The organism is Streptomyces sp. NPDC059567 (assembly GCF_042735655.1).
GTDB lineage: Bacteria > Actinomycetota > Actinomycetes > Streptomycetales > Streptomycetaceae > Streptomyces.
This window is the reverse complement of sequence record NZ_JBHWBS010000020.1, coordinates 22,292-28,291: the sequence shown is the minus strand read 5'-3', so window position 1 is coordinate 28,291 and position 6,000 is coordinate 22,292. Positions and strand designations below refer to the sequence as shown.

6 protein-coding genes are annotated in these 6,000 nt (G+C 73.0%); all 6 read left to right on the top strand.

Annotated elements, in window-relative coordinates:
• The first annotated feature begins 186 nt into the window (after window positions 1-186).
• The 6 genes from ACFVZW_RS12475 to ACFVZW_RS12450 are packed head-to-tail and all read left to right on the top strand — an operon-like array spanning window position 187 to window position 5,960.
• Window positions 187-1,209 carry an ABC transporter substrate-binding protein gene (locus tag ACFVZW_RS12475; protein ID WP_384520147.1) on the top strand — a complete coding sequence of 341 codons (1,023 nt, stop codon included), beginning with the start codon at window positions 187-189 and terminating at the stop codon, window positions 1,207-1,209.
• Entirely contained in the window at window positions 1,199-2,326 is a 1,128-nt protein-coding gene (locus tag ACFVZW_RS12470; RefSeq protein ID WP_384520145.1) for a FecCD family ABC transporter permease, read from the top strand. The genes ACFVZW_RS12475 and ACFVZW_RS12470 overlap by 11 nt, the downstream gene beginning before the upstream one ends.
• Complete coding sequence (locus ACFVZW_RS12465; RefSeq protein WP_384520143.1) at window positions 2,323-3,120, top strand: ABC transporter ATP-binding protein; 798 nt, start codon at window positions 2,323-2,325, stop codon at window positions 3,118-3,120. Before ACFVZW_RS12470 ends, ACFVZW_RS12465 begins: the two co-directional genes overlap by 4 nt.
• A gap of 11 nt (window positions 3,121-3,131) precedes the next feature.
• Window positions 3,132-3,968, top strand: coding sequence for a Rossmann-like domain-containing protein (locus ACFVZW_RS12460; RefSeq protein WP_384520141.1), 837 nt, complete (start codon window positions 3,132-3,134; stop codon window positions 3,966-3,968).
• On the top strand, window positions 3,965-4,996 hold the full coding sequence (locus ACFVZW_RS12455) for a GHMP kinase (RefSeq protein WP_384520139.1): 1,032 nt from the start codon (window positions 3,965-3,967) through the stop codon (window positions 4,994-4,996). The genes ACFVZW_RS12460 and ACFVZW_RS12455 overlap by 4 nt, the downstream gene beginning before the upstream one ends.
• Entirely contained in the window at window positions 4,917-5,960 is a 1,044-nt protein-coding gene (locus ACFVZW_RS12450; RefSeq protein ID WP_384520137.1) for a pyridoxal-phosphate dependent enzyme, read from the top strand. Before ACFVZW_RS12455 ends, ACFVZW_RS12450 begins: the two co-directional genes overlap by 80 nt.
• Window positions 5,961-6,000: the final 40 nt, after the last annotated feature.

The following is a 6,000-nucleotide window of genomic DNA, read 5'->3' as shown; positions in this document are numbered from 1 at the left end:
GCCCCCACCGCGGCCCTGGCGGGGCGGGCCCCGCGGCCCGCTGCCCCCCCGCCGCGGCGCGCGCCCCCCCCCCGCCCCCCCCCCCCACCCCGAGGTAGTTAATGAAAATGATTGTCGTTACAGTACCTTTCGAACGCGGCACTCCTGCCCGGTGCAGCGCCCTGCCCCCTCTCGACCGGAGAACCCATGCGCCACCCCGCCCGTCTCGGTATCGCCCTGACCCTCGCCCTCGCCACCGCCGGCTGCTCCACGGCAGCCGGCGGCGGTTCCGACGCGGACACCAAGCCCGCCGCCCAGGCGGCCTCCGTCACCAGCTGCGGCCGCCAGATGTCCTTCACCGCGCCCCCGCAACGCGCCGTCGCCCTGGACCAGACCTCGACCGAGACCCTCCTCGAACTCGGGCTCCAGGACCGGATGGCGGGAACCGCCAACCTCAAGACGAAGATCCCCGCGCGGTACCAGGCCGCGTACGCCACGGTCCCGGTCATCGCCCCGAAGATCGCCACCGGTGAGCAACTGCGCGCCGCCACACCCGACTTCGTCGTCGCCGGATCCGAGGACCTCTACACCAAGGACCGCGCCGGCACCCGCGAGGAGCTGGACGCCCTCAAGGTCCCCACCTTCGTCAGCGCCGTGGACTGCCCGCAGCGGAACCCGGCCGGAAAGACCCCCTTCGAGCTGCTCTTCTCCGACTACGAGAACCTCGGCAAGGTCTTCGGCGCCGAGGAGCGGGCCGGCAAGCTCGCGGCCGACCAGCGCGCCGCCGTCGCCAAGGCGGGGGAGAACGCCTCCAAGGTTCCCCAGGGAGCCGACCGGCCGACCGTGGTCTACCTCTACTCCGTCTTCAACGGGATGCCGTACGTGGCGGGGAAGACCGGCCTGCCCAGCGAGATGAGCCGGATCATCGGCGCGAGGAACGCCTTCGACGACGTCGACGAGGACTGGCCGGAGGTCTCCTGGGAGGAAGTCGCCCAGCGTGACCCGGACTTCATCGTGATCGGGGACCTGTCCGAGCGCGGCCGGCCCGGCGACAGCGCCGCCGAGAAGCGCGCCACGATGACCCGGCACCCGGTGATCTCCCGGCTGGCCGCGGTGCGCGACAACAAGATCCTCACCGTGCCGGGCATCGAACTGGACCCGTCCGTACGCTCCGTCCACGCCCTCGGGTTGCTGGCCCAGGGCATGAAGGACCTCGGGCATGTCCGCTGAACCGGACACCCGGAGGGCGTCCGCGGATCTGCTGCTCCCGGCGGCCCGCGGGCAGGTGGTGAGATCCGTCCCCGAGCCGGCCGGTCAGTCCGTACGGTCCGTTCGGTCCGGAGGGGGCCAGGTGGTCCTCATGCTCCTCGCCGCGGGCGCCTTGGCGGGATCGGTGGCGGCGGCCGTGGGCATCGGTGTCGCCGACGTGGGATGGACGGACCTCGGCCGCGCCCTCGGCTCCCGTCTCGGCCTGGGCGTCACGCCGTTGCCCCCACTGGTGGACTCGCTGATCTGGGACCTGCGGCTGCCCCGTGTGCTGATGGCCGCCCTCGTCGGAGCCTCGCTCGCCGTCTGCGGCACAGTGCTCCAGGCGGTCACCCGCAACGCGCTCGCCGACCCCTATCTGCTCGGTGTCTCCTCCGGCGCGTCGACGGGAGCCGTCACCGTCGTCGTCCTCGGGGTCGGCGCGAGCACCCTCGGGGTCACCGGCGGCGCGCTCGCCGGCGCGCTGCTCTCCTTCGGGCTGCTCCTCCTGCTGCTGCGACGCACCGGCCTGGATTCCGTACGCATCGTCCTGACCGGTGTCGTGGTCGGCCAGCTCTTCACCGCACTGACCTCGCTCGTCCTGATGGCCTCGGCGGACGCGGACACCACGCGGGCCGTCACCCACTGGCTGCTCGGCTCGATGGCGCCCGCCCGCTGGGACACGGTCGTGGTCTGCGCGATCGTCACCCCGCTGGGGCTCCTGGCCGCCTGGCTCTGCGCGAACGCCCTCGACGGGCTGGCGTTCGGCACCGACACCGCCGCGTCCCTCGGGATCGGCGTACGGCGCACGAGGATGCTGTTGCTCGTGGTCACGGCCGCGCTGACCGCGGTGGCGGTCGCCACCGTCGGTGCCATCGGCTTCGTGGGCCTGATCGTCCCCCACGGGGTGCGGTTCCTCGTCGGGCCGCTGCACCGAGTGCTGCTGCCGTACGCGGCGCTCGCCGGCGCGGTCTTCCTGGTGTGGACGGACGCGCTGGCACGGATCGCCTTCGCACCCCGCGAGGTTCCCGTCGGCGTGATCACCGCCCTGCTCGGCGTACCGCTCTTCCTCCTCGTGCTGCGCAAGCGGGGTGAACTGTGAGGATCACCGCGGAGAAGCTGAGCTGGTCGGTGGCGGGCACCCCCGTCGTATGCGAGATCGACGCGGACATCGCCCCCGGCGAGACGGTCGGACTGCTCGGCCCCAACGGCTCGGGCAAGTCCTCGCTGCTGCGCTGCCTGGCCGGCCTCCGGGCCCCCGACGCGGGCACGGTCCGCTACGACGGCGAGTCCGTACGGGACTGGAGCGCGCGCCGCATCTCCCGCCATGTCGCCTTCGTCGAACAGGACTCGGGAGCCGACAGCGATCTGCGGGTCGCCGACGTCGTGGGCCTCGGGCGGACCCCGTTCCGGGACCGCTGGCGCGGGCCCGACGCCACCGACCGGGCGGTGGTCGCCGCCGCCCTGGAGCGCGTAGGACTCACCGCGCTCGCCGGCCGCTCGTGGAAGGCGCTGTCGGGCGGCGAGCGGCAGCGCGCCCACATCGCCCGCGCGCTGGCCCAGCAGCCGTACGCACTCCTCCTCGACGAGCCCACCAACCACCTCGACGTCAAACACCAGTTGGAACTGATGGAGCTGCTGACCGGTACCGAGCGGACAGTCCTGGTCGCGCTGCACGACCTGTCGCTCGCCGCCCGGTACTGCGACCGGCTGCTGCTCCTGCACCACGGCCGCCTCGTCGCCTCCGGGGCACCCTCCGACGTCCTGACCGCCGAGCGGCTCGCCGAGGTCTTCGAGGTCGACGCCGAACTCACCACCGATGCGCTGGGACACCTCACCGTCACCTACCGCCGGCCCCTCGGCAGCCCGCTCCCGGCGCCCCAACCCGCCCTCTGAGAAGGAACCCCATGATCTCGACCACCCCTGCCCTCTCCGTCGACGCGCTCATCGAGGCGGTCCTGGCCGGAGAGCACGGTCCGCTCCCCTCCGAACGCGTCGCGACCAGCGTGTTCTGGATCCACCACGGCACCCGCCTGGCCGGCGGCGACACCACCTACCTCAATCAGTACGTCCTGGTCCGCCTCGGCGGCTCCTTCGGCGGCTGCGCCTTCGAAGCCGGCGAGATCGCCCCGTCGATCTGCCGCGACTCCTCGGGCACCCCGATCGACGTCCTGCTGCGCGAAGCCCCGCGGCCGCTGCGGATCGCCGCCCTCGACGCGTACCTGTCCGAGACCCGCCCGCACCGCGTGGCCGCCGAGGAGGGCGACGCCGAGCCCGTCACCCTCCCCGCCGGTACCCCGGAGGTCCGCGCGAAGGCCCGCGACGCGACCATCGCCGGCCTGCTCGACATCGAGGAGGGAGCGAAGGTCGGCCTCATCGGCGTCGTCAACCCCCTGGTCGCGGCGATCCGCGAGCGCGGCGGCGAACCGCTGCCCTGCGACTTCAACCTCAGGACCACCCAGTGGGGCGACCCCGTCACGGACGACATGCACGAGGTGCTCGACCGCGCCGAGGCCGTCGTCGCCACCGGGATGACCCTGAGCAACGGCTCGTTCGACACCATCCTGGAGCGCTGCCGGTCCCGGGGCGTCCCCCTGATCGTGTACGCGCAGACCGGCAGCGCCGTCGCGCGTGCCTTCCTCGGCTCGGGCGTGACCGCCCTGTCCGCGGAGCCGTTCCCCTTCTCCCAGTTCAGCGCCGAGGAGACGGCTCTGTACCGCTACCGGACGGTGGGGGGCGCGTGACTCCCGCCGCGCGCCCGGCCGTACCCGTCTCCACCGGCACGGGATACGCGCCCTGCCACCACGGCGAGATCCTCCAGGGCGTCTTCCTCGACGCCGAAGGACGCCGGTGCGCGGGCCTCGTCACCCTCCCGATGGCCGGCCCGGGCAGCGGCGCCGAGTTCGTCCGCCGTCCCGGCACCGCGCCCGGTGCGATCACCGTCATACCGGCCGGGCGTACGAAGGCCGCGCAGGCCGCGGCCCTCGCGGTCGCGGAGTGCGCGGAGCGGTCCGGACTCCCCTCCTGCGGAGGAGAGTTGTCGGTCTCGGGCGAGATTCCGGTGGGCCTGGGCATGGGCAGCTCCACGAGCGATGTGATCGCCACCGTGCGCGCGGTCGCCGACTCGTACGGGCTGCGGCTCGCCCCCGAGACGGTGGCCCGGCTCGCCGTGCGCGCCGAACTGGCCTGTGACCCGCTGATGCTGGACGGCCGCCCGGTGCTCTTCGCCCAGCGAGAGGGCCGGGTCCTGGAGATCCTCGGGCCGGCGCTGCCGCCCCTGGTGGTCGTGGGCTGCACCCTTGGCGGAGGCGCGCCTGTCGACACGCTCGCCCTGCCCGTGCGGGAGGCCGACGATGCCGACCTCCGCGACTTCGAGCGGCTGCGCACGCTGCTCCGCCGCGCGGTGGCGACCGGCGACGCCCGGCTGCTCGGAGAAGTGGCCACCGCCAGCGCCCGACGCGGCCAACAGCTCTTGTCCCACCCGGAGTTCGACGCGCTGACCGTCATCGCCCGTCGGGTCGGGGCGGTAGGCGTGCAGATCGCGCACAGCGGCGCGGTGGCGGGCGTGCTGTTCGACGCCGCCGCGCCGGGCCTGCGCCACCGCGTGCGCAGCTGCCTGCGCGCCCTGGACGCCCACGGCATCCCCGCCACGCGGGCCTTCACGACCTTCACCACCATCAAGGAGATCCTGAATGGACCAGCACATCGCGGAGGCGATCGGCCGGCCGGACCTGATACGGCTCGACGAACGGCTCGTCTGCCTGCGCTTTGAGACGATGAAGGTGGTCTCCGCGCTCGCGGCGGTGCGCCATCTGCTCGACACCGGGGTCGTACGGCGCGGGGACACGCTGCTCGACAGTTCCAGCGGCATCTACGCGTACGCGCTCGCCCTCGCCTGCCACCGGCACGACATGCGCTGCCACATCGTCGGCTCGACGACGGTCGACCACACGCTGCGCACCCAACTCTCCGTCCTCGGAGCGACGTTGGAGCAGATGGAGCCGTGCAGCGACCTCAAGCTCGATCAGAAGCGGCGGGTGGAGCGGATCCACGAGATCCTCGCCGAACACCCCGAGTACCACTGGATGCGGCAGTACCACGACGACATCCACTACCTGGGCTACCGCGCGATCGCCGACCGGATCCGGCAGGCGACCGGCACGGACCGCCTCACCGTCGTCGGCGGGGTCGGCTCGGGGGCCTCGACGGGCGCCCTCGCCCGCTACCTGCGCGCGGCACCCGAAGGCGGCCGGGCCGACGTCGAGCTCGTGGGCGTCCAGCCGTACGGCAGCGTCACCTTCGGCGCCGAGCACGTCTCCGACCCCGAGATCATCATCGCCGGGATCGGCAGCTCCATCCCCTTCGGGAACGTCTCGCACGAGCTGTACGACACCCTGCACTGGATCTCCTTCGACGCGGCCCTGGCCGGCAGCGTCGACCTGCTCCGCCGACACGCGCTCTTCGCGGGACTCTCGACCGGCGCCGGCTATCTGGCCGCCCGCCACGAACGCGACCGCGCCCCCGAGCGGACGGTGCTCTTCATCGCCCCCGACACCGGCCACCGCTACGTCGACACGGTCTACGCCCGCCACCACGAGGCCGTCCCGCTCACGGGCCTCGCCCCCCGAGAGGTCTCCGACCAGAGCGAACTGACCCTGCCCTGGTCCCGAATGGCGTGGAACCGTGCCGCGGCGCCGGGCTCGTCGATCGGCGGCCACCTCGGCTCCATGGGCTGACCGGTCACCCGAAGAGCTTCCTGTGAGTCGCGCCGCGGAG